This is a genomic window from Candidatus Pelagadaptatus aseana (assembly GCF_040362265.1).
GTDB lineage: Bacteria > Pseudomonadota > Gammaproteobacteria > Pseudomonadales > Cellvibrionaceae > Pelagadaptatus > Pelagadaptatus aseana.
In genome coordinates this window covers 113,947-137,782 of the sequence record NZ_BAABNJ010000002.1, presented here as the reverse complement: position 1 = coordinate 137,782, position 23,836 = coordinate 113,947, and the positions used below count along the sequence as shown (strand labels likewise).

Genomic DNA, 23,836 nt, shown 5'->3' with positions numbered 1-23,836 from the left:
TAAACAAACTGTGAAGAGTCGCCCCGTAAAGTGTCACAGATTATCAGTCCATTAACGGTAAAATTTGTTACGTTAAGGGTAACGCCCACAACAGCTGTGTTATGAATACTGACGCCCGGCACTCAACCCAACAACACTCGACCGTGACATCACTGCAATGGCTGTTCGGTTTTGTGAAACCACATCGCCGCAGTCTGATCGGACTGATCCTGATATCCCTCTTGGCATCGGCGCTGGTACTGGTGCAACCCTACCTGACCAAACTGTTGATTGATGATGGCCTGCTGGCCAAAGATTTCGATACCCTGTTGCAGGTGGCCATTGCCTTGCTGCTGATCGGTTTACTGTCAACGCTGGTATCCGGGGTAACCCGCTACTGGCACACCAGTCTGTCGGGCAACGTATTGTTTGCCTTGCGCGAAAGCGTGTACCGCCACCTGCAAACCCTGTCGCCGGCGTTTTACGCACGCCATCGCAGCGGCGATATCCTGTCGCGCCTCGATGGCGACATTGCCGAAATCCAGCGTTTTGCTCTGGACGGTTTGTTCGCCGCTGTCAGTGGCACCTTCGGCCTGATAGGTGCTGTGGGACTGTTGTTTTACCTCAATTGGCAACTGGCTATGGTGGCGCTGATTCTGTTGCCAGTGGAATGCGCTTACCTCTACTGGATGCGTCCCAAAGTGCAAGCTCGCACACGCATCATCCGCGAGCGCTCAGCCAACATTTCTTCTTTTCTGGTGGAAAACATTGGCGCCATCAAATACATCCAGACAGTGGCATCACAACAGCGGGAAGAACAACAACTGCAGCAACTCAATCGCCACTATCTGCAAGATCTGCTGAACTTGCAAATGACTGAGTTTGCCACTCAGGCAATACCCAACACCCTGACGTCCCTGTCCCGAGGGCTGGTATTTATCGTCGGCGGCTACTGGGTTATTGAAGGCGACATGGCACTGGGATCACTGATTGCCTTCTCCACCTATCTGGGCATGGCCGTCGGTCCGGTAAACACCCTGCTGGGTTTGTATATGGGTTTTTATCGCATGCGGGTCAGCCTCGAGCGCGTCGAGATGTTAACCGCAACAAAGGCTGACATTACCCCGCTGAGCAAAACCAGCGACACAATTCCCCAAGGGGAAATTCGCCTTGAACAGGTCAGCTTCCACTACCCGGATCACGAGCGCTTGATTCTGAACAACGCCTCGGCCACCCTTCCCGCCGGCGCCAAGGTGGGCATTTACGGGCCATCCGGAATTGGTAAAACCACGCTGATTGATTTGTTGCAGCGCCACTTTGATCCCACCAGCGGTGTCATCAAGGTGGGCGACATGGACCTTCGCGCACTCAATATCGACAACTGGCGACGCCAGATTGCGGTCGTCAGTCAGGATATCGTGCTGTTTCGGCGCTCACTGCTGGAAAACCTGCGCTACGCCAACCCACGAGCCAGTCTGGACTCGGTAAAAACCGCCATGACTCAGGCACAACTGCACCAATGGCTAGAAACCCTGCCTGATGGTCTGGATACCATCATCAGTGAGCGCGGCATCAACCTCTCCGGCGGTCAGCGTCAGCGCATCGCGCTGGCTCGCGCCCTGTTACAACAACCGGCTCTGGTGATTCTCGATGAACCCACCGCCGCTGTAGATCAAGATCTTGAACGGGAAATGATGGCCGCGGTGGACAGTCAGTTTGGCCACTGCACTCGCCTGATCATCAGTCACCGCGAAGCACCACTGCAGGAGGTCGACTGGTTGTTGACCCTCGACCAAGGTGCCGTTGTGATGCAAAAACCGGGTAAACAACCGTGTTGAATTCAAATGCTGTGTCCGTCGGCTTGGTGGATTCGGGCTTTAACGCCACCGCTCAACAAACCGTGATTGCAGCGCAACAATTTGCTCTGTCACCGGAGGCCTCTTCGGTTATGGTCACCGATGTCCAACCCGATCACCTCGGGCACGGCACGGCTCTGGCAAATACCATACTGCAACAGGCACCACAGACAACGCTGTGTATTGCTCAGGTATTTAACCAAGACTGGGCCACCTCCGCCGCACAGGTGGCCTCCGCCATCGATTGGCTGGTCATGCGAGAAGTTCGTCTGATTAATTTGAGTCTGGGTTTGCAACAGGACAGAAGGATTCTGCGCGAGGCCTGTGAGCGCGCCATTAACGCAGGGGTTATTCTGGTGGCCTCGACCCCTGCTCAGGGACAATCGGTGTACCCGGCCCACTACCCCGGGGTGATTCGCGCCACAGGAGATGCTCGCTGCGATTTCGAACAAATTTCCTGGCTCGATACCCCCCAAGCCGATTTTGGCGCTTACGTCAGGACCCATAACAACAAGGTGGTTGGCGCCAGTGCCGGCGCCGCTCACCTGAGTGGGCACATAGCCCGTTGTCTCTGTGAGCATCCTCAGGCCAATCAGCAATGGGTGCAGCAACACTTGCAAACCCTGGCCAGCTTTCACGGTCAGGAGCGCCGTTAAATCAGCAACTGCAACGCTCTACCTTTTACCCTCTCAGCCCCGCCTGCCATCTCTTAAAACAAAAAAGCCTCCCCTGCCGAAGCAGAGGAGGCTGTGCGAGTTTCTGTGCAAAAACTCCGAAGCGGTTTAAAAGCGGAACGTCGCCTCAATTCCCATGGTACGAGGGGCACCCAGATGGTTGTAGTCGAAGCCCAGAGCCTGCAAATCAATAGAGTAGGTTTTGTACACCTTGTCCTCTATATTCTTGACCCAAAAAGCCACGGTATAACTGTCATCGGCGGCTTCAAAACTGACACGACCGTTAGTCAGCCAGTAATCATCCTGCCCTACCGTATTGGTAATATTGTGGCTGTGATCATCCGACCAGTTGGTATCCAGATGCAAAACCAAGCTGCCAAGATCATCCAGATTGATGGTGTAATCCGCAGACAGATTCAGATTCAACTCTGGTGCAGCAGGTAATTCATTGCCTTTGAGATCGGCAGATTCTGGCTCGGTAACCGCCAGACGATCCAAGTAGCCTTTTGAAACCTCTGAATCAATCCAACCCAAACCGGCGCGCAACATTAACGCCTCGGAAGGACGGGCAATCATTTCCAGCTCAATCCCCTGAATGGTCGATTCATCGATATTGATCAGAGTCTGGGTCAAACTTGCCGCATCCACATCCAACACCTGTTGATCGGTGTAATCGTAATAGAAAGCCGCACCATTTAACTGCATAGAACCATCAAACAACTCGGATTTGAAACCAATCTCATAAGCATCGACATTCTCAGGATCTACCGCGGTTACGTTATTGGGATCGGCAAAGGCCTGACTGTTAAAGGAACCACCACGAAAACCCTTGCTGTAGTTGGCGTAAACCAAAGTGCCATTGTCCGTGGTGTGATCGATACCCAACTTGCCCGACCATTCACGATTCACGAAACGCTCAACAGGCAAATCCGCTTGAGTAATTCCACCCAAGGCCAAACCTTGCAGAGTGACACCAAAGGCATAATCTTCCACGTCACCATTAAAACCACTCAACTCGGCTTCGTCTTCGGTATAGCGAAGGCCCAACGTCACAGTGGTACTGTCATTTAAATCCAGTGTTCCATGGAAGTAGGCTGCCGTACTGGTTTTGGTTTGAGTAAATTGATTGGATTGAGTCACACAACCAATTTCAAAACACTCACCTGCGTCCAAAATACCATCGTTGTTACCAAACGCGGCCAGATCGCCCGGAGTCAGTAATGACAGATCGACAAAAGCATGGGCGACATCAATATTGGTAAACGCATCAATTTCTTCTTCGGCCCAATACAATCCAGCCAGATAGTTAAACGGCCCATCGAAGTCAGAGACAATGCGCAGATCCTGTGCCCACTGGGTAGCATCTGAAATACCGTACTCAATATGAGCCAAATCCAGGAAGGTACCATCGGTATCTTCCGGCGCAAAGAATTCACCGGAATCGTAAGACGTGATGGAAGTTAACGACAGCGTGTCAGAAAGATCATAATTAATGGTCAGGGAAACGGATTCCGTTTCGACTTTTCTCTCTTCGTCGTTATCACTCTGAAATTCATGCTCGTCCAGACTGGTGAGGCCTGATAGATCGGGCAACGTATTGCGATCAATCAAACCGGCAAACGCGCCACCACCATATACCGCAGTACGGCCATAACCATCAGTGTAAATACCCGCATTGGTAGGACTCTGTTCACTGGCTCCGAACGTCACAATGGCTTCCATCTCATCGGTCGGGGTATAGGCAAAAGAAACCCGAGCGCCCCACTCATCAATGCTGTTCAGGTCGTCTTTACCCGCCAGCTTGTTTTCGTTGTAACCATCAGCTTCGGTCCAGGTTCCGGCAACGCGCATGGCCAATACATCATCAACCAGCGAAGTCTGGAATGCCCCCTGAGCTTCCTTACGGGCATAGTCGCCCAGCCCCACCGTCAGATAACCTTCGGTCTCATGGGTTGGTTTTTTGGTAATAAAGTTAACGGCACCACCGGTGGTGTTTTTACCGTAGAGAGTCCCTTGAGGTCCGCGCAAAACTTCCACGCGCTCAACGTCAAACAACTGCACCCCCTGAATCGCCGGGTTGCCTTTGTAGATTTCATCTACGTAGATCGCCACCGGACTGGATTGGGTCGGGGTAAAATCGCTCATGGAAATACCGCGCATGGAAATCAGCGGGAAGCTGTCACCAAACGGTGTTTGCATTTGCATGTTAGGCACCTGAGCGGCAATTTCAGTGGAAGCACGCAACTTCAATCCTTCCAGATCGCCAGAGCCCAGAGCGGATATGGATACAGGTACGTCCTGCAAACTTTCGGCACGTTTTTGGGCGGTAACAACCACTTCTTCAATTTGATAAGCACTGACCGATGTGGCCGCACAGGCGCCTGCCAACAACAGGGCACGGGGTAACAATTTCTTTTTGAAACGGGGATTCATGGGCTCTCCTTTTTTTATTATTAGCCTGTCCGTTAAAGGCTTTGCGGCGGTTTATGTAGTTATCGCCTCTGACGCAAAGCTCTAATGAAGCACCGTCGTTAACAGACGACCAGTGCCTCTTTCAATTGCTTAGCCAGACTAAAAGGAGGGGTAAATTACATCTTGATAATTTGAGACAGGAAACTGTCTTTTTGTGACAAAATCAAAATAGGTAAATGGAAAAATGGAAAACCACAGCGGTTAGTGTGGAACCGCTACACCATCATCAGCTGTCGATACTGGGTCGGCGTCTTACCTGTTAACCGTTTAAAACAGCGAACAAAGGCACTGACTTCAGAAAACCCCAACTGCATGGCGATATCAGTCACGCTGGCATAGGTTTCAGCCAGAGCCTGCTGCGAAGCTTCTTTTAAAACTTCGTCGCGCAAAATCTGAAAGCTTGTGCCATATCGCTGCAAATGGCGATGCAAAGTGCGACGGGTCATATGAAGTTCGGCCGCGGCATCGTCTGAATTAAAGCCCTCTTTACTCAAAGAGGCCGCGATCAATAATCTGACGTACTTAACCACCCCTTCCTCGCTGATCACATCTTCCAGCGCCTGATCGGCCTGAGCGAGAATCACCTCCAGTAATTTCGCATCCGCATTTGAGATGGGGGTACGCAACACAGGCTCGGAAACCACAAAACCATTGTAGGCATAGTCGTAGTGGATATTGTCGCCAAACACCCGGGTCTTGATATCGCACTCACAAGGGCTGGGGTGAGAAAAATACACGGCATCAGGCACCCAGTCCTCACCCAACTGCCGGCGGAAAAAGTTCGTCATGATGCTGAGGGTGAACTCGGCGTCCTGACTCATATTCGCACGCCCCTGCAGGGTTACCCCGTAGCGCAACAGATAGGCCTCTCCCAGAGATTCAAAAGTAAACATGGCATTACGCTGGAATGTCGACAGGTATTTGGCCGTCACCTGACAAAAGGCAAACAGGTCCGGCACATTACTCAGCAAATAACCCAATGCGCCAAGGTCCCGCATCTCCATCGACTGACCAATATCAATACCCAGATGTGGGTTATTGAGCTGATCGGCCGTCCATTGAAACAGATGATTATAGGTTTCAAAGGGCAGCACGCTTAGCTGGGTTTGCAGCAACTTGGGGTTAATTTGCAAATCACTGCAGGCCTGCGACAAGGACAAACCGTTGTCTTCAATTTTCTGCACCAACCAATTGGAGACAATGCCCGAAGCCTGCCTTTGACGCAGATGATAATCATCGCCGCGATTTGGAATGCCGTTAGCCAAAGCGTTCTCCATAGCCTGAAATGAGTATTTTTAGGTTGTCACACATTGTTATTAGCATGTCACAAATAGTCAATATAGCAATCCTAAAAGTCGTTATCGTTGGTGACATCAAATTTTTCGAATCAACGTTTGCCATCCAACACCTTCATGTTGGAGACGGATAATTAAAACCAAAGAGGTGGCTGCCTGTGAATTTTCTCGCGTCAACGTCAATGAAATCCCTGTTTATGCTCACAACCCTGACGCTCGCCTTGCCCTCACAGGCCAGCGAAGATAACCGGGATCTGGAGCAACAGGCTCAAAAGCTCATGGCCGAGCGCTGCATTGGCTGCCACACCAAAAACGATGACGGCAGCTGGCGGCGCATCAGCGAACAGCGCAAAACCCCCGAAGGCTGGCTGATGAATCTGGTGCGCATGCAAAAAATTCGCGGCGCCTACCTGACCACCGAGGAGCGCGACCTGCTGGTTAAATACCTGTCGGACACTCAAGGGCTGGCGCCAGAGGAAACCGCCGACTATCGCTACATTCTAGAGCGTCGTGAAAACACCCCGGAGAATTGGCAAGACCCCAACTTTGGCGAAATGTGCGCGCGCTGTCACTCCGGTGCCCGCGTGGCGATTCAGCGCCGCAGTGAAGCCGAGTGGAAGCGCAATATTCACTTTCATCTGGGGCAATGGACCTCCACCGAGTACAGCTACCAGGGCCGCGACCGTGAGTGGTTCAAGATCGCCGAGGAAATCACCACCCCATTGCTGGCTCAACGCTACCCTCTGCACAGCGAAGCCTGGAATGAGTGGCAACAACACCCCAAAGCCGAGTTGCAAGGCCGCTGGCGCTGGCTTGGCCATCAGCCGGGGCGCGGCAACTACGAAGGTTACCTGACCATTGAGGGCGGTGAAAAAGATCAGTATCGGCTGTCTTTCGAAGGTCGCTACCTCGACGGTGAGGAAGTCACCGGAACAGGCAGCGCTGTGCTCTACACCGGTTACGAGTGGCGTGCCAGCATCACTCTTAATGGCGTACAGCAGCAACAGGTTATGGCGCTAAGCAAAGACGGCATGCGCCTGAGCGGTCGCATGTTTGTCGCCGATGAAAATGAAAAAGGTACCGACCTGCAACTGGATCGCTCCGATGCGCCGCGCATCATGGGCATCTACCCCGCTCACGTTAAAAGTGGCAGCGAAGCCCAGCTGACCATTGTCGGCCACAATCTGGACGGCAATATTCTGCTGCCCGAAAGCCTGAGCGTGATTGAAGAACTCGAGCGCAGCGCCGGCCGTATTACCCTGCGCGTTGCCGCAAGTGCCGACCAGACCACCCATCGCGCGCCCATCGCTGTGGGCGAAGCCGGCGGTGAGCTGGTGATCTACAAAAACATTGACTCGGTAGCGGTTGAGCCCGCCTACGGTGTCGCTCGTGTCGGCGGCGGCCACACCCCGAAAGTACACGGAATTTTTGAAGCCGTGGGCATCGCCGCAGGAAACGATGGTTTGATTGGCAGTGAAGACGACATTCGCATTGGTTACTTCCCCGCCAAGTGGTCGGTAGAGCCGTTTGACGAAATAGCCAAGCACGATCACGACGTCGACTTTGCCGGCACCATGAACGCCGACACCGGTGTCTTTACCCCCGGTGATGCCGGCCCCAACCCCAAGCGTCGCTTCTCCACCAACAACGCCGGCAACCTCAAGGTAGTGGCTGAAGTTGCCGACGGAGACAAGACCCTCAAGGGCGACGGGCGCATGGTGGTTACTGTGCAGCGCTGGAACAACAGCCCCATACGTTAAGCCGATTGCCACCCTAACCGGAGATCGACATGACCGAATTAGCTTTAAGCCCCGCCAACTTTCACGAGACCGTGACCGATGACCGACGCGTATGCTGGCATGTATCCAGTGGCGCTCTGTTTGAAGTGAATGATCTGGGCGGTGCGTTGCTGGATTTTTACAGCGATCGCAACGCCAGCATGGAGGAGGCCTGCAACTCTCTGGGCGACGATTTTGATACAGACCAAATCATCGAATCCATCGAAGAGTTCAAGGCCCTGGAAATTCTGCAGCCATTTCCTGCAGAGCCAACCAACCGTTTGCCGCAGAAGGTTGAAGAATTTCCAATCTCGACCATCGTGCTCAACGTCAATACCGCCTGCAACCTGAGCTGCACCTACTGTTACAAGGAAGATCTGGACAAACCCAACGCCGGTAAGAAGATGTCCTTCGAAACCGCCAGGGATTCCATTGATATGCTGCTCAAAGAATCCCCGGATCGCGATCGCTACAACATTGTTTTCTTTGGCGGCGAGCCACTGACCCATATGCCATTGATTCGCCAAGTGGTCGATTACTGCGAGCAGAAAATCAATCGCGAGTTAGGCAAGTGGGCCGATTTCTCCATGACCACCAACGCCACCATGCTCACCGAAGAACTGGTCGACTATTTCCAGGCACACAATTTCTGCATCACCATCAGCATGGATGGCCCGGAAGCCGTACACGACAAAAACCGCATTACAGTCAGCGGCCAGGGCACCTACGCGGTGGTGGCCGAGAAGACTCAAATGCTGCTGAGCAAATACCGCGCACGCCCGGTGGGTGGTCGCGTCACCCTGACCAAAGGGGTGACCGATATCGTTGGCATCTGGGACCACCTGTTTAATGCCCTGGGTTTTGCCGAAGTCGGATTTTCGCCGGTCACCTCCGGCGATGTGGCCTATTACAACCTCAGTGACGAAGAACTGACCCAAGTGTTTGCCGGCATGAAATCTCTGGGCAAGCGCTATCTGGACGCGGCACTGCGCAACGAAAACATCGGCTTTGCCAATTTGCATCAACTGATGACCGACTTGCATGAAGGCACCTCCAACGCCCTGCCCTGCGGTGCCGGTGTCTCCCTGCTGGCCGTGGACAAAGACGGCGGTCTGAATCTTTGCCACCGTTTTACCGGCTCAGAAATGCCGCTGTTTGGCGATGTTAAACAGGGTATCGACAAGGAAAACCTCGCCAGCTTTCTCGAGCAGCGACTGGATCGCTCCAATCAGGGCTGCAGCAGTTGCTGGATTCGTAACCTCTGTTCCGGCGGCTGCTATCACGAGAGCTACGCTCGCTATAACGACCCGGCCAAACCGGTCTATCACTACTGCGATTTGATGCGCGACTGGATCGATTTCGGCATTGGCGTGTACCAAAAAATTCTGTCAGAAAATCCCGCATTTTTTGATCAACACATTTCCCCCCGCAAGGCCGCCTGAGGCCGGGAATAAAACCAAACACAAGGCGAAAACTTATGAAACACATGAAGCCTCTGAATAAAAAAGCCGGATTGGTTGAGCAACACCTGGAAGAAAAAGGCAACGCCAACGAAGTGGTGCCGATGCAAACGGTGGTCGGTTGTACCTCCACCGTCGACCCCGGCTGGGAGGTTGACGCCTTTGGTGGCGTTGCCGGCCTGTGCCAACCCATGGAAGCCGACCTCTATGGCTGCTCCGACCCCTGCTGGTGGCCTGCCCAGGTGCCCGACACCATGACCACCTATCCCAACTGGGCCGATGGTAAACCATCGGGTGCCAACGATTGGCGCGAGCTGGAAACTGTGTTTCCAAAAGACAAGAAGTAGGGAGTGAACCCAATGAAAGCAACCGCAACCATCAAAGCTCTGGCAATCAGTTCACTGGCCCTGCTTACCGCTGCCTGCAGCAACGACGAATCCGCACAAACCACCAGCGACATTTTGGTCGGCGTCCACCGCGACAACCATCTGTGGGTCGCCGATGTGGATCAACGCAAGGTCATTCAGCACTGTGATTTACCCGGCCGCTTCGGTCTCGGCACCGTGGTGCTGTCACCGGATAACAGCATCGTCTATGTTCTGGGTGACGGTAGCGAAACCGTTTACGGTATGAAATGGGAGACCTGTGAGCTGGTATTTCAGGCCAATCAATCCGGTGACGGCATTCGCGCCAAGAGCTTTGCCTCCATGGCCATAAGCCGTGACGGCAGAGAACTCTACACCATTCAAAATCGCACCCGGCTGCTGTCCGATGAGTTTCAGATACTGCCGCCGGTCTTGGCGGTCTACGACACCGCCTCCGGCACCACAGCAAAACCAATACGAACCTTTCAGGTACCGCGAGTGAATCTGACCATGGCCGTCGACAAAAACGGCATGGTCTACTCCCACGGCCCGGATCTGCGCTCCTTCGACCCCAACACCGGCGAAGTAAAAACCGTTCTCGAGGGCCGCGCCAAACAGGTGCCACTGGAAACCCCTCCCGATGGCATCTCTGCCTGGAACAATGGCAACCACACTGGAGAATTTATCAAGGCTTACACCACGGTTAAGTTTGCCGACGAATCCTACGATATGAACACCGCCGAATTATGGTGGGGCTACCAGCGAATCGATCTGGAAACCGGGGAAGCTACAGACAAGTTATTTGGTCAGTATCAGGCGCCGATTTTCTCAGGTGCGACCCGCCCCGGCGATACCAACCTGTATTACGGCATCCTCAATCAACTGATGAAATACGACGTTGAGAACAAGGAACTTCTGAAGATCGTCGATTTGGATCACGCCTACTACCAACTGTCTTTCTCACCCAAGGGCGATCGCATTTACCTGGGTGGAACTCTGGGCGACATCGCCATCTACGATCCGGATACGTTGGAAAAACTGGGCAATATTGAACTGCCGGACAATGGCGATATGGCCATGTCCTCCTTTCAGGTATTTGCCAAGGTGAAGTGATCGAGTTTCCTGTGCTATCTGACCGTTGTATCTGACATAAACCCGGCGGAGCATTTTACAAACGTACTCGCCGGGTTTCTATTTTCTGTCTTTGGCAAACAGGTTCAAAAATTTACAGGCTTGCAACCTCAGAATCACCCACAGAAATTCAAGAAGAAATAAGGTGTTTAAATGTCTTCCTCCCAATTCAACAATAACAACTGGAAGCTTCCGGAAAATATTGCCCCAAGCTTTCAACAGGTTGATCAACTTTTTGACTGTCTTACGTTGCACAGCGCCCCGGCCAACAGAGTTGAATTTGAACACGCACCTCAAGACATTCTGGGTATTTCAGTTGATCTCGGTGACGGCAACCCACAGTCCGTTGCAGACATTCTGCAAGTCACTCACACCGACGCGCTGCTGGTAATCAAGGATGACAAGATTGCCGCAGAACACTATTTCAACGGTATGACTGTGGATCAACGCCACTTGTTAAATTCGATTACTAAGTCGTTTGTCGGCCTGCTCGCCGGCATCGCGGTAGAGCGCGGCCAAATTGATCTACAGAAACTTGTGACAGATTATGTACCCGGCTTAAAGGATTCGGCCTGGAGCGGTGCGACCGTGCGCCAGGTTCTGGATATGACCGCCAGTGTCCAGTACAGCGAGGATTATGACGATCCGACGGCAGGCTTTAATGAGGAGTCGGCCCTTGTCGGCTGGCGTTCCCCCCTGCTGAGTGACCGTCCCTGTGACACCCTGTTTGATTTTGCCCAATCACTGCAACCCGGCGATGCCAACCATGGCGATCTCTACTGCTACCGCACCGTGTGCACCAACGTGTTGGGCATGATTCTGGAAGAGGCCATGGATCAGCCTCTGGAGAGGCTGCTGCAGCACGAGCTCTGGGGCAAACTGGGTGGCCGCAACCATGCCGCCATCGTCAAAGACGCCAGCGAGTTTCCCTACGTTGGTGCCGGCCTCAATACCTGCACCAGAGACTTGGCCCGCTTTGGCCTGATGATACTCAACCACGGCGCCCTGAATGGAGAGCAGATCATTCCCGCCAGCTGGGTGGACGACACCTTTGCCGGCAGCGATGAGTGCCGCGCGCAATTTGCAGCGAGTAAATACGCTGAGATCATGCCCGGTTGGTACTACCGCAACCAATGCTGGGTGCCAGCCCTTGGGCGTGACGTCATTCTGGGATTGGGCATCCACGGGCAGGCGCTGTTTGTGGATCGCACCACCAACACAGTTATGGTGAAGTTCTCGTCACAGCCGAAAGCCGAAATGGTGGAAATGCATCTGGCGGGTCTGGCCGCCATGAATGCCATTGCCCTTTCTCTGAACTGAACTCAAAACTGACTCTGGGTGGCTAAGCGGCCGCCCACTCTCGCGAATAAATAGCGGTTGCCAAAATTCGAGATCCCCTCTATATTTACGTTAGCACTTACGTAAATATATTCAAAACAGCAAAAAGCATTAAAACGAGCATGAAAAATCTAAATGATTTCAACGAGTTAGCACTTGGCAGCCGCCTGAAGAGGCTGAGCGACCAGATGTTTCAGGATGTGGACAAACTCTACAAAGCCCGCGGAGTCAATCTATCGAGCCGCTGCTTCTCTTCGCTGATTTTACTCGACAGCAACGGCGCCATGGGCATCACCGAGCTTGCTCAGGAGTTGGGGCAAACCCACTCGGCCATCAGCCAGATCAGTAAAACCATGTTGAAATCCGGCGTCATTGATCAGGGCAAAGACCCCAAAGACGAGCGCCGACGGCTATTGAATATCACCGCTGAGGGGCGCCGATTACTGCAACAGCATCGTCCCCTGATGGATGATATCGAAGCTGCCCTGCACGAAGCCATCAGCGTCACTCAGGACAACTTTATGACCGCGCTGACCGGACTTGAACAACAACTCGGACTCCAATCGCTGAAAGCCAGAGTGGATCAGCGGGAGAAAGATCGCGAGCATCAGGCCATTGAAATCATCGACTACCGTCCCGATTACCGCGACGATTTCAAACGGCTTAATATCGAATGGCTGGAAAAATATTTCTATGTCGAAGAAGTGGATGACCGGGTTCTGTCCAACCCGCAACAATCCATTCTGGATCCCGGCGGCTACATTTTCTTCGCCCGACTCCACGGCGAGATTGTTGGCACATCGGCGTTGATTTACAAAGGAGACGGTAAATACGAACTGTCGAAAATGTCCGTTACCGCCAACAGACAGGGACTTGGTTTGGGCCGCAAGTTGGCACAAAGAGCCATCGACCATTTTAAAAAAATCAACGGCGAGACACTCTATCTGGAAACCAATAAGCGTCTAACCCCGGCCATAAAACTGTACGAATCACTGGGTTTCCAGCACGCGGAGCGAGACTTCGACTCACCTTATCAGCGCTCCGATGTCTACATGATCTATCGCTAACGGGGTGACGCCATGGAAACGCCCATCATCAGAGACACCATCAAACCCGGAGACATAGGTCGCATCATCAGCTTGCATGGCGAGCTGTATGATCGTGAGCACGGCTATGACCACACCTTTGAAGCCTATGTTGCCGAACCTCTGGCTCAGTGCATTAAGCGTAACAATGACCGTGAAAAAATATGGATTGTTGAAAGACAGCAACAGACCGAAGGCTCTATCGCGATTTGTGAGCGCGATCAACACACCGCCCAATTGCGCTGGTTTATCTTGAGCCCGGAATTACGAGGCCTGGGCCTCAGCAAAACCCTGATGAAAACGGCTCTGCAATTCTGCATCGACAACAACTATCAAACTGTCGAGCTCTGGACGGTCAAAGGCCTGGAAGCCGCCCGAAAGCTCTATTGTCAGTTCGGCTTTGAACTCAATGAGGAGCATGAGCACCGCATCTGGGGAGCAGAGCGTACCGAGCAGAAGTACGTACTGTGTTTGCGCGGTGATACAGCCAAATAATCATCGCCAAGGATTATTTACGCCAATGCCCCCATATATCCGACAGGTCTTTTTCTGACTTTGTTTTGACTGGCTTTTCGCGCTTCGGCCGCGCCTTGATTTTCATCGGCTCACCCGGTTTTTGATCCAGGGGAATGGTCCTGTCCCGTGGCGGCAACTCCTCTTCCTTGACACTGGCCCTTGGCAAGCCTTTGTATTGATAGAGATAAAAGCTCTCGATTTTTTCCCGCGCCCAGGGCGTTTTGCGTAAAAACTTCAGACTGGATTTGATGCTGGGGTTACTTTTAAAACAATTAAAATTGAATTCACTGGCCAGCACCTCCCAGCCATAGTGTTCCACCAGCTCTGTCACCAGCGCTTCGAGCTTGACGCCATGCAGAGGATTATTGCGTTGGACTTCGATCATATTATCGGCCTTATGAGCGGTACAGGGTTTTAATAAGATGAAAACCAAACTGGGTTTTGACCGGACCATGCACTTTTAAAATGGAGCGTTTAAACACCACATCATCAAACGCTTTAACCATATCGCCCTGATAAAACTCACCGAGATTGCCGCCATTTTTCCCCGACGGGCAGGTGGAGTACTTTTTCGCGAGCTGACCAAAGTCTTCGCCTTTATTGAGGCGTTTACGCAGGTCTTCGGCCAGCTTTCGCTCTTTAACCAGGATATGCAGGGCGCAGGCTGTGGGCATAATCTTTACCTATTTGATTCTTTCCGAAACGGGTGCAGCAGCATGGCCCCGAGTTTTGAACTTTGATTCGGCGACCGATAGCGGGCCAGTCCGATCGTCATCTTATCGTGGCCATCACGGGGTTGGGCACGGTAGGAGCCAAACAGGCGATCCCACCAGGGCAAATTAAAGCCAAAGTTGCTGTGGGTCTCTGTGGCAATCACCGAGTGGTGTACCCGGTGCATATCCGGGGTAACCATCACCAGACGCAACCAGCGATCCACAGCGTGTGGCAACGCAATGTTACCGTGATTGAACATGGCCGTGGCGTTAAGCACTACTTCAAAGAGTAGCACCGCTTCAACCGGCACACCCAGAACAACAATCGCCAGCACTTTGATGGCCATCGACAGCAAGGCTTCCAGCGGATGAAAACGGATACCGGTGCTGACATCGATATCCAGATCCATATGGTGCATGCGATGCAGGCGCCACAACAGCGGGACTCTGTGAAAGATTCGATGCTGCCAGTAAATCAGTAAATCCAGCAGGACAAAACCAACCACAAAAGCCAGCCAGAAAGGCAAACCCAAACTGTTGAACAGACCCCACTGCTGCTCTGCCGCCAGTACCGCTGCGCCACCGGCGGCAATCGGAAACAGCAACCGCAATAACGCAATATTCAGAAAAGAGATGGCGAAATTACTGAGCCAGCGCTGGGACTTTTTTACGGTGAGGGCTCTTTTGGGGGCAATAAGTTCCCAGAGGGCCACTGTTAGTAGCACGCCGAAGAAAATACTCAGTCGAAGGCTTTGTTCGGTTTCCATCATTGGATTTTGCCCATGAGATCCCTCACGTTCGTTTATTGCCATGGATGGCATGTATGCCTGAAATGCAGGAGCAATTTCAGGTCGGGATGACAAACTCAGGCATTGTCATTCTGACGACCGCAGGGAGGAAGAATCTCTCTGTAATTAACCTTATCAGGGTATTTCTACGACCAGATCGCCCTGACCGACCATCACCTGACAACTTAATCGGGAATTGGGGCCAAAACCAAACACGCCTTTGGTGATACTGGTTTCCAGATCGCCGGCTGGACGCACGGTTTCAGCGCCTTCTACCAGTACCACATGACAGGTGGTGCAGGCGCAACTTTGCTGACAGGCGTGATCAATATCAACGTCGTTATCCAGCAACTGCTGACACAATTGCTGACCGGACCGGGCCTCAATCACGGCCCCGTCGGGACATTTCATCGGGTTAGGTAAAACAACAATCTGGGGCATATCTATCCAGCAGCCTCTGCAATGGCTTTAATCTTGCCAACAATGGCACGCAGACCGTTGCCCCTAGTTGGGCTCAGGTGGCTTTCCAGATCCAGCTGGGCAAAGTAACCATCGATATCGAAATCCAGAATCTGAGCCGGCGTTTTGTGATCGAAAGCCGCCATAACCACAGCCAGAAGACCGCGAACAATGACGGCATCGCTATCGACTACAAACACCAGTTGGTCGCCTTCACTGCGTACGTCCACCCAGACATTGCTCTGGCAACCCTTTACCAGGCGCTCGTCTGTTTGCAGTTCTGGCTCCAGTGGTGTCAGGGCTTTACCCAGATCGATGATGTACTTGTAGCGTTCTTCCCAGTCATCAAAAAAATCGATGTCTTCCAGAATTTCATCGGTGCTTGGCAACATAAATTATTCCAACAATTAAAAGGACATACCTGTTTAAAAAAACAAGCCTGTTTAGAAGAACATGCCTGTTTAAAAGAACATGCCTGTTTCTAACTGAGCCTCTTCGCTCATCATCTCTTTGCTCCAGGGTGGATCAAACACAAGATCCACCACCACATCAGAGACATTCGGCACCTTGGCTACTCGGTACTCCACATCACCCACCAATACCGGCCCCATACCACAACCGGGAGCGGTCAAGGTCATGCGAATATCCACCCGGCCGGCTGACTGATCAATGTCGACGTTATAGATTAAGCCCAGTGACACCAGACTTACGGGAATTTCGGGATCAAAAATACTGTCCAGCGCCTGCCACACCTGATCGTCCTGAATCTGGCCGGAACCGTCATCGGAAAATTCCAGCGTTTCCGGTTCGCAACCGATGGCATCGGCATCGGTGCCATCGATGCGCAGCATATTGCCCTGCCAGGTAACGGTGTAGTTACCACCGAGATCCTGGGTAATATTGATAAACTCACCGGACGGAATGGTGACGGGTTCACCCTGAGGGACGCGACGTGCCGGGCACTCGCGCTGGGTGACAACCATAGTCTGTTGCATGAATAAAACCTGTACTGCTTATTGGCTCACGGTAGAGCTATCAGGCAACGGAGAAGCTCTCTCCACAGCCGCATTCGGCAACCACATTGGGGTTATTGAACTTGATAACATGGTTCAGCCCCTCGGTGACCATATCGATCTCCGTGCCGCGCAGCAATTCTACCGCATCTTCGGCAATGGCGAGAGTCACGTTTTCGCTGATGCTCAGGACTTCATCGGAACTTTCACCCTCTACCACCATATCCATAACATACGCGTAGCCAGTACAGCCACTTTCTTTGGTACTCAGGCGAATCAGCTTGTCCTCACCTTTGGCCTTCTCAGCCGCCAGGTTTTTGGCAAAGTAATCTTCCGCAGCCGCAGTCACAGTGACGACCGCATCCGTCGGTTCAAAGGTTGCAACACTCATAATCACTCCAACATCATGCGCACTTTTTTCAGTGCGGTAAAAAGTTGTTCTACTTCATCCAGGGTGTTGTAGATGGAAAACGATGCCCTGGCGGTTCCCGGAACATTCAGGCGCCCCATCAGAGGCTCAGCACAGTGGTGTCCGGTGCGAATCGCAATGCCCTGCTTATCCAGCAGAAAGCCGATATCCGCGGGATGACCAGAATCCATCACAAAACTCAGCACACCGACCTTGTCTTTGGCATTGCCAATAATGGTTAGACCCTCAAAATCTTCTGCCAGCTCCGTAGCCCGGGCCAGCAATTTGGCCTCGTGCTGTTTCAGGCCATCCTGATCAAGGCTCTGGAACCACTCAATGGCCACCCCCATAGCGATGGCATCGGCGATATTCGGCGTACCCGCTTCCAGCCGATAGGGTAATTCATTCCAGGTAGCGTCCTGATAGGTCACGGTAGCAATCATCTCGCCACCGGTTTTCCACACAGGCCACTCGGCCAGCAGCTCTTTTCTGCCCCACAACACGCCCATACCGGTCGGGCCAAACAATTTATGCGCAGAAAAAGAATAAAAGTCGCAACCCAGCGCCTGCACATCAATCGCACCGTGCGCGATGCCCTGGGCACCGTCAATGGCAACCAAGGCGCCAGCGTCTTTGGCCCAGCGGGTCAAATCGGCAATGGGATTGAGAGTACCCAGCGCATTGGAGACGTGAGGGAAAGCCACAATACGGGTTTTTTCATTCAGAGCGGCTTTATAACTCTCAAGATCCAGTTCACCCAGATCAGAAATCGGAATCACCTTAAGTGCAGCGCCCGCCTGCTTGCAGGCCTGTTGCCAGGTCACCAGATTGGCGTGATGTTCCATCTCGGTGACCACCACCTCATCACCGGCCTTGAGTTGCTGGGCAATACCGTGAGTAATGATGTTAATGGACTCAGTGGTACCACTGGTCCAGATGACTTCTTCACGGGCGCTGGCATTTATAAAGCCGGCCACAATATCCCGGGCACCTTCGTAACGTCGGGTGGCCTCATCGGCCAGCTTGTGGGCTCCACGATGGACATTGGAGTTGCAGGTGCTGTAGTAATCCACCAGTGCGTCAATCACACACTGGGGCTTTTGTGTGGTGGCCGCATTGTCCAGGTACACCAGCGGTTTGCCATTCACCTCCCGATTCAGAATCGGGAACTGGGCGCGAACTGCAGCAACATCAAAACTCATAACGTCTATTTTCTATTAATCCTGTTATTGCACTTCCATGCTGGCAAAGCGGGCGCGCAATTGCGGGCGTAACCATTCTGCCAGAGCCTCATTGGGCATATCGTCTACCAGCTCATTGATAAAGCCAAAGTTCAACATCACCTGCGCATGAGCCTTATCAATACCACGAGATTGCAGGTAGTACAGAGCCTTTTTATCGATTTCTGCGACGGTGGCACCGTGGGCACAGCGCACATCATCGGCGTAGATTTCCAGCTCCGGCTTGGTATTGATCTCGGCGCGATCAGACAACAGCAGATTGCGGTTATTCAATTCCGCCAGCGTCTTCTGGGCATCGCGATGGATATGAATGCGACCATTAAATACCGCGCGGGATCTATCACCGACAATGCCACGCACGTTCTCCTCGGTGGTACCGTGAGGCTGGGCGTGCTCAATACAACTGTGCAGATCGAACAGCTCACCGGTATCGAGCAGATACACGGCATTCATCTTGGCAAACGCGTGCTGACCATTGTGCGCCACATCCACATCCAGACGCGCCAGCTTGCTGCCAAAACCAATCAAGGTGCTGTTGAGCTGGGTCTTGTTCGCCAGCGAAAAATGACAGCCGCCAATATTAATGGCAGCACCGGATTGCAGGGCAAAGCGGTAGTGTTCCAGCTCGGCTTCATCCCCCAGCAGGTACTCCGAAAAAACGGTACTCAAACCCTCGGCCTGACTGTCGCACTGCTCAATCACACTGAGCTTGGCGTTATTGGCCAGACGCACCAGTACGCGAGTGTGGGATTCAACACCCTCGGAGTGAATATTGACGATGCGAATGGGCGTATCGATAACCGCCCCTTCAGCGACATCGATCAACACCCCATCGCTGGCCAAAACATCGTTAACTAAACCGAACACATGACGAGCCGGCTTTACCTTGGTAAAAATCTGTTGGGCTATGGCTTGCTCATCAACACTGGCATCCACCAATGACACAATACGCAAACCTTCCGGCAGTGCGTCACTTCCCATTTCCAAACGACCATCGACAAACACCAGATCAAGGCTATCGAGATCGGCAATCTGCTCCACCGTCACATCCTGATTGGCGGCGGCTTGTGAAAAAGACGAATCTTCAACCGGGCGCAGGGAAAAGTATTTCCATGCTTCGGTTTTGCGGGTCGGCCACGGGATATTTTTTAACTGTGACAGGGATTCGCTGCGCTGTGGTGCCAGCCAATCCTCAATTTTTTCGGCGCGTTCAAGGGCGCCCTCTAACCAGGCACTCATGCTTATACCTCGTCAGCCGCACGCTGTTCAGTCAGCCAGGCGTAGCCCTGCTCTTCCAGTTCCAGAGCCAGCGAAGCATCGCCACTGCGCACAATCTTGCCTTCCGACAACACGTGAACAAAATCCGGCTTGATGTAATCCAGCAGACGCTGATAGTGAGTCACCACAATAAAGCTGCGATCATCCGAGCGCTGACTGTTTACACCTTCGGCAACCACTTGCAGGGCGTCAATATCCAGACCGGAATCGGATTCATCGAGGATGCATACCTTGGGTTGCAGCAACAGCATTTGCATGATTTCGTTGCGCTTTTTCTCACCGCCGGAGAAGCCTTCGTTTACGCCACGCTTTAAAAATGCCAGAGGCAGATTAACCTGTTTGCAGGCGGCCTTGGCCAGTTTCAAAAACTCGGCAGAACTCAAGGCTTCTTCACCGCGTTCTTCGCGAGCGGCATCCACTGCGGCCTTCATAAATTCCATATTGCTGACACCGGGAATTTCAACCGGGTACTGAAACGCCAGAAACAGGCCGGCGCGGGCGCGCTCTTCGGCTTCCAGCTCCAACAGATCAACGCCGTTCAGGGTCGCAGAACCTTGCTCCACCTCGTAGCCTTCTCGGCCGGATAGCACGTAACCCATGGTACTTTTACCGGCACCGTTGGGGCCCATAATGGCGTGGACTTCACCGGGTTTTACTTCCAGGTTCAAACCCTTGAGGATGTTCTTTTCTTCGACACTGGCGTGTAGGTTTTCAATTTTCAGCATAATGTTCTTTTTACCTGTTTGTGGATTCCCGCCTGCGCGGGAATGACACTGAATTCTATTTAGCCGACGGAGCCTTCAAGACTGATTTCCAGAAGTTTTCCCGCCTCTACCGCAAATTCCATGGGCAGCTCTTTAAACACCTCTTTACAGAAACCGTTCACAATCATGGAGACGGCTTTTTCCGGGTCGAGGCCACGCTGCTGACACAGGAACATCTGATCATCACTCACTTTGGAGGTGGTGGCTTCGTGCTCCACAATGGCCGAGGGGTTGCGGCTTTCCACATAGGGGAAGGTGTGCGCACCACACTGATCACCGATCAGCAGTGAATCACACTGGGTAAAGTTACGCGCCCCTTGGGCACCGGCGTTCATGCGCACCAGACCGCGGTAGCTGTTGTTACTGCGACCGGCGGAAATACCCTTGGAGATAATGGTGGACTTGGTATTCTTGCCCAGATGAATCATCTTGGTGCCGGTATCGGCCTGCTGCTTGCCGCGGGTCAGGGCAACAGAGTAGAACTCACCGACACTGTCATCACCCTTGAGCACACAGCTGGGGTATTTCCAGGTCACAGCCGAGCCGGTTTCCACCTGAGTCCAGGAAATCTTGGCGCGAGTATGGCAAATGCCACGCTTGGTCACAAAGTTGTAGATACCACCGCGGCCTTCTTCGTCGCCGGGGTACCAGTTCTGCACCGTGGAGTATTTGATCTCGGCATCGTCCAGTGCCACCAACTCAACCACGGCCGCGTGCAACTGATTTTCATCACGCTGTGGCGCGGTACAGCCTTCCAGATAACTGACGTAACTGCCTTCGTCAGCCACAATCAAAGTGCGCTCAAACTGGCCGGTATTCTGCTCATTGATGCGGAAGTAGGTAGACAACTCCATCGGACAGCGGGTGCCTTTGGGGATATAGACAAAGGAGCCATCGGTGAATACCGCGCAGTTCAGTGCCGCGTAAAAGTTGTCCTTTTGCGGCACCACGGTACCGAGGTATTTTTTCACCAGATCCGGGTACTTGTGCACGGCTTCGGAGATTGGGCAGAAAATCACCCCGGCTTCTTCCAGCTTTTCCCGGAAAGTCGTTACAACCGACACCGAATCGAATACGGCATCCACCGCCACACCGGCCAACATTTGTTGCTCGACCAGAGGAATACCCAATTTTTCGTAGGTACGCAGCAGCTCCGGATCCACCTCGTCGAGGGATTTGGGCTTATCGGCCATGCTCTTGGGGGCGGAATAATAGGAAATGGCCTGAAAATCGATTTCCGGGTAATCCACATGGGCCCAATCCGGCTCTGCCATTTCCAGCCAGGCATTAAAGGCTTTCAGACGCCATTCGAGCATCCACTCGGGCTCGTTTTTCATCGCCGAAATGCGACGAATCACGCTTTCATCGAGGCCCGGCTCAAAGGTCTCGGATTCAATATCCGAAACAAAGCCCGCTTCGTATTCGCGCTCAAGCGCTTTGTTGATTTGTTCAGTCATGAATCTGACCCACTAATAACTCACTATTTTTTGTCTGGGCCCTGAGCCTAATACTGCTCAGGCACCCTGTAATTTCTCAACCACCTGGCGAATATGCTCAATCGCCCGATCGATATCAGCCTCTGTGGTATAGCGTCCCAGCGAGAAGCGGATAGAACTGTGTGCATCGTCGTCGCTCAGCCCCATCGCTTTAAGCACATAGGACGGAGACATACTGGCCGAGGTGCAGGCCGATCCCGATGAAACCGCCACTTCACGCAACGACAGCAACAGAACCTCACCATCCACACCCGAAAAACAGACGTTCAGGTGAATGGGGCTGCAATGCTCGACTGAGCCATTGCGACGCACGCCATTGAGGGATTCAATACCGGCCCACAATCGATCTCTCAACGCTGCCGTTCTGGCCTGCTCGCCTGCCATTTGTTCACGGGCTTCTCGAGCGGCTTCGCCCATTCCAACCACCTGATGGGTAGCCAGTGTTCCCGAGCGCATACCCCGCTCATGGCCACCACCGTGCATCTGCAACCCCAATTGAGACTGGCAAGCGCGGCGGACATAGAGCGCACCGACACCTTTGGGCCCATAAAACTTGTGCGCGGACAGACTCATCAAGTCCACATTCAGTTCATCCACACAAGTCGCCACTTTCCCCGCAGCCTGAGCCGCATCGGTATGCAGCAGTACCCCGGCCTCGCGGCACAGGGCACCAATCTCGGCGATGGGATTGATGGAGCCAACTTCGTTGTTGACCATCATCAAGCTGACCAGACGCGTATCGTCGCGAAGTGCTGACTGCACCTGACTGGAGTCGATGACTCCCTGTTCCTTGGGTGTCAGCCAGGTGACTTCAACGCCTTTCTCTTCGAGCCATTTGACCGGATCAATAATGGCCTTGTGCTCGACTACCGAGGTAATCAGGTGCCCTTTGAAATCCAGCGCTTCAAACACACCTTTTAATGCCAGATTGTTGGATTCTGTAGCACCACTGGTCCAGACCACCTCCCGTGGATCACAGCCCAGCAAATCGGCCACCTGCCCTCGGGCATTTTCCACTTTCTCTTCGGCCTGCCAGCCGAACATATGAGAGCGTGACGCCGGGTTGGCAAAGGTGGTTGGGAAGGTCAAACACTCGGCCATCGCCTTGGCAGCGGACTCCGACACCGGTGTCGTTGCTGCATAATCCAGATAAATGGGCGCTACCACTGATAAACCTTCTCTAAAAAATCTCTAATGCCTGCTTATTATGCCAAAGTCGCCTGAAGCAACTCTTGCTCACGATCCTGGCGAGCTGAAATTTCACGCACCTCGTTGCGATCGATCAAGTTCTGCAGGGTAATGCCCGACAAAAAATCATGTATCTGGTCACTCAGATCACACCAGAGGTGATGGGTCAGGCACTGAACACCGCGCTGGCAGTTGCCCTGCTTGTTGCAGTTGGTGGCATCGATGGATTCATTGACCGCATCAATAATGTCCGCCACTCGAATATCATCCGTGCCGCGATTCAAGCGATAACCACCGCCGGGTCCGCGCACACTCTTCACCAGTTCCTGAGATCGCAGCTTGGAAAACAACTGCTCCAGATAGGAAAGAGAGATTTCCTGTCGCTTGGAAATATCCGCCAGGCTGATGGGTTTCTTCTCACCGTGCAAAGCCAGATCCAGCATGGCTGTGACAGCGTAACGCCCCTTTGTGGTTAATCGCATAATGAATTCCTCTGAACAGTACAGGAGCGCATTATCCAAAAACCAACTATTTTAAT

General features: G+C 52.9%; 23 protein-coding genes and 1 pseudogene. 9 read left to right on the top strand and 15 right to left on the bottom strand.

The window, feature by feature from the left end:
• Positions 1 to 101 precede the first annotated feature (101 nt).
• Together ACPXV9_RS03210 and qhpE are read left to right on the top strand one after the other, a co-directional pair.
• Positions 102 to 1,817, top strand: coding sequence for an ABC transporter ATP-binding protein (locus ACPXV9_RS03210; protein ID WP_423894530.1), 1,716 nt, complete (start codon positions 102 to 104; stop codon positions 1,815 to 1,817).
• Entirely contained in the window at positions 1,811 to 2,491 is a 681-nt protein-coding gene (gene qhpE / locus ACPXV9_RS03205; RefSeq protein ID WP_423894529.1) for a subtilisin-like serine protease QhpE, read from the top strand. Before ACPXV9_RS03210 ends, qhpE begins: the two co-directional genes overlap by 7 nt.
• A gap of 126 nt (positions 2,492 to 2,617) precedes the next feature.
• Here the strand turns inward: qhpE and ACPXV9_RS03200 are convergent, their stop codons facing one another.
• Together ACPXV9_RS03200 and ACPXV9_RS03195 are read right to left on the bottom strand one after the other, a co-directional pair.
• Entirely contained in the window at positions 2,618 to 4,942 is a 2,325-nt protein-coding gene (locus ACPXV9_RS03200) for a TonB-dependent receptor (protein WP_423894527.1), read from the bottom strand.
• Positions 4,943 to 5,196: 254 nt separating this feature from the next.
• On the bottom strand, positions 5,197 to 6,246 hold the full coding sequence (locus ACPXV9_RS03195; protein ID WP_423894525.1) for an AraC family transcriptional regulator ligand-binding domain-containing protein: 1,050 nt from the start codon (positions 6,244 to 6,246) through the stop codon (positions 5,197 to 5,199).
• A gap of 188 nt (positions 6,247 to 6,434) precedes the next feature.
• On the opposite strand from ACPXV9_RS03195, the gene peaA reads away from it, so the two are divergent.
• From peaA to ACPXV9_RS03160, 7 genes are all read left to right on the top strand, one after another.
• Positions 6,435 to 8,036, top strand: coding sequence for a quinohemoprotein amine dehydrogenase subunit alpha (gene peaA / locus ACPXV9_RS03190; protein WP_423894523.1), 1,602 nt, complete (start codon positions 6,435 to 6,437; stop codon positions 8,034 to 8,036).
• A 29-nt stretch (positions 8,037 to 8,065) separates the two neighbouring features.
• Entirely contained in the window at positions 8,066 to 9,496 is a 1,431-nt protein-coding gene (peaB, locus tag ACPXV9_RS03185) for a quinohemoprotein amine dehydrogenase maturation protein (RefSeq protein WP_423894521.1), read from the top strand.
• 35 nt (positions 9,497 to 9,531) lie between these two features.
• Positions 9,532 to 9,861 (top strand): quinohemoprotein amine dehydrogenase subunit gamma, encoded by a 330-nt coding sequence (gene qhpC / locus ACPXV9_RS03180; RefSeq protein ID WP_423894519.1) that lies wholly within the window; start codon positions 9,532 to 9,534, stop codon positions 9,859 to 9,861.
• 12 nt (positions 9,862 to 9,873) lie between these two features.
• On the top strand, positions 9,874 to 10,992 hold the full coding sequence (gene peaD / locus ACPXV9_RS03175; protein ID WP_423894517.1) for a quinohemoprotein amine dehydrogenase subunit beta: 1,119 nt from the start codon (positions 9,874 to 9,876) through the stop codon (positions 10,990 to 10,992).
• Between the two features lie 171 nt (positions 10,993 to 11,163).
• Positions 11,164 to 12,330 (top strand): serine hydrolase domain-containing protein, encoded by a 1,167-nt coding sequence (locus tag ACPXV9_RS03170; RefSeq protein ID WP_423894515.1) that lies wholly within the window; start codon positions 11,164 to 11,166, stop codon positions 12,328 to 12,330.
• 140 nt (positions 12,331 to 12,470) lie between these two features.
• Positions 12,471 to 13,415, top strand: a complete 945-nt coding sequence (locus ACPXV9_RS03165) for a bifunctional helix-turn-helix transcriptional regulator/GNAT family N-acetyltransferase (protein WP_423894513.1) — start codon at positions 12,471 to 12,473, stop codon at positions 13,413 to 13,415.
• 12 nt (positions 13,416 to 13,427) lie between these two features.
• Positions 13,428 to 13,928 carry a GNAT family N-acetyltransferase gene (locus tag ACPXV9_RS03160; RefSeq protein ID WP_423894511.1) on the top strand — a complete coding sequence of 167 codons (501 nt, stop codon included), beginning with the start codon at positions 13,428 to 13,430 and terminating at the stop codon, positions 13,926 to 13,928.
• A gap of 202 nt (positions 13,929 to 14,130) precedes the next feature.
• Here ACPXV9_RS03160 and ACPXV9_RS03155 read toward each other — a convergent pair.
• The 13 genes and pseudogenes from ACPXV9_RS03155 to iscR form a co-directional block, all read right to left on the bottom strand.
• A pseudogene (locus tag ACPXV9_RS03155) lies at positions 14,131 to 14,331 on the bottom strand (VF530 family DNA-binding protein); the annotation flags it as partial.
• A gap of 13 nt (positions 14,332 to 14,344) precedes the next feature.
• On the bottom strand, positions 14,345 to 14,623 hold the full coding sequence (gene ppiC, locus ACPXV9_RS03150) for a peptidylprolyl isomerase PpiC (protein WP_423894509.1): 279 nt from the start codon (positions 14,621 to 14,623) through the stop codon (positions 14,345 to 14,347).
• A 5-nt stretch (positions 14,624 to 14,628) separates the two neighbouring features.
• Positions 14,629 to 15,432 (bottom strand): sterol desaturase family protein, encoded by an 804-nt coding sequence (locus ACPXV9_RS03145; RefSeq protein ID WP_423894507.1) that lies wholly within the window; start codon positions 15,430 to 15,432, stop codon positions 14,629 to 14,631.
• 153 nt (positions 15,433 to 15,585) lie between these two features.
• Positions 15,586 to 15,891, bottom strand: coding sequence for a 2Fe-2S iron-sulfur cluster-binding protein (locus tag ACPXV9_RS03140; protein WP_423894506.1), 306 nt, complete (start codon positions 15,889 to 15,891; stop codon positions 15,586 to 15,588).
• 2 nt (positions 15,892 to 15,893) lie between these two features.
• The gene (locus tag ACPXV9_RS03135; protein ID WP_423894504.1) at positions 15,894 to 16,301 is read right to left on the bottom strand and encodes a SufE family protein; all 408 of its coding nucleotides are present in this window, start codon (positions 16,299 to 16,301) and stop codon (positions 15,894 to 15,896) included.
• 69 nt (positions 16,302 to 16,370) lie between these two features.
• On the bottom strand, positions 16,371 to 16,904 hold the full coding sequence (gene sufT / locus ACPXV9_RS03130) for a putative Fe-S cluster assembly protein SufT (protein WP_423894502.1): 534 nt from the start codon (positions 16,902 to 16,904) through the stop codon (positions 16,371 to 16,373).
• A gap of 40 nt (positions 16,905 to 16,944) precedes the next feature.
• Positions 16,945 to 17,313: a HesB/IscA family protein gene (locus ACPXV9_RS03125; protein ID WP_423894501.1), complete on the bottom strand. Its 369-nt coding sequence runs from the start codon at positions 17,311 to 17,313 to the stop codon at positions 16,945 to 16,947.
• 2 nt (positions 17,314 to 17,315) lie between these two features.
• Entirely contained in the window at positions 17,316 to 18,533 is a 1,218-nt protein-coding gene (locus ACPXV9_RS03120) for an aminotransferase class V-fold PLP-dependent enzyme (protein WP_423894499.1), read from the bottom strand.
• Between the two features lie 24 nt (positions 18,534 to 18,557).
• A complete protein-coding gene (gene sufD / locus ACPXV9_RS03115; protein WP_423894498.1) occupies positions 18,558 to 19,811 on the bottom strand; it encodes a Fe-S cluster assembly protein SufD in 1,254 nt (417 codons plus the stop codon).
• 2 nt (positions 19,812 to 19,813) lie between these two features.
• A complete protein-coding gene (sufC, locus tag ACPXV9_RS03110) occupies positions 19,814 to 20,575 on the bottom strand; it encodes a Fe-S cluster assembly ATPase SufC (protein ID WP_423894496.1) in 762 nt (253 codons plus the stop codon).
• 59 nt (positions 20,576 to 20,634) lie between these two features.
• On the bottom strand, positions 20,635 to 22,071 hold the full coding sequence (gene sufB, locus ACPXV9_RS03105) for a Fe-S cluster assembly protein SufB (protein ID WP_423894494.1): 1,437 nt from the start codon (positions 22,069 to 22,071) through the stop codon (positions 20,635 to 20,637).
• Between the two features lie 57 nt (positions 22,072 to 22,128).
• On the bottom strand, positions 22,129 to 23,277 hold the full coding sequence (locus ACPXV9_RS03100) for an aminotransferase class V-fold PLP-dependent enzyme (RefSeq protein ID WP_423894492.1): 1,149 nt from the start codon (positions 23,275 to 23,277) through the stop codon (positions 22,129 to 22,131).
• A gap of 38 nt (positions 23,278 to 23,315) precedes the next feature.
• Positions 23,316 to 23,780 carry a Fe-S cluster assembly transcriptional regulator IscR gene (iscR, locus tag ACPXV9_RS03095; RefSeq protein WP_423894490.1) on the bottom strand — a complete coding sequence of 155 codons (465 nt, stop codon included), beginning with the start codon at positions 23,778 to 23,780 and terminating at the stop codon, positions 23,316 to 23,318.
• Between the last annotated feature and the right edge of the window lie 56 nt (positions 23,781 to 23,836).